The following is a 250-nucleotide window of genomic DNA, read 5'->3' as shown; positions in this document are numbered from 1 at the left end:
GCGTGGAGGTGGTGAACGGGGCGGCCGGGCGGCGCGTGCGCTCCTTGCTGGCCACGTCGGGGACGTGCCGGTTGCCCTGGGCGGCCTGCTGGATGCGCAGGCGCGCGGCCTCGGCGGTGTCGCCGTCGGTCTCGGTGAACTGCTCGAACTTCTGGCCGTCCAGCTTGATAAGGCGGGCATTGAACGGCTGCGAGGGGGGCGCGCAGGGGGCATCGATGCTCCAATATTCGCGGGCGATGAAGGCTTCGAT

General features: G+C 70.4%; 1 pseudogene. It reads right to left on the bottom strand.

Annotation, left to right across the window (positions count from 1 at the left end):
• A pseudogene (locus tag ACQG3P_RS21125) lies at window positions 1-250 on the bottom strand (DNA topoisomerase I); the annotation flags it as partial.

This window comes from Stenotrophomonas sp. SrG (genome assembly GCF_050031795.1).
GTDB classification, from domain to species: Bacteria; Pseudomonadota; Gammaproteobacteria; order Xanthomonadales; family Xanthomonadaceae; genus Stenotrophomonas; species Stenotrophomonas rhizophila_A.
This window is presented reverse-complemented; position numbering and strand designations above follow the sequence as displayed.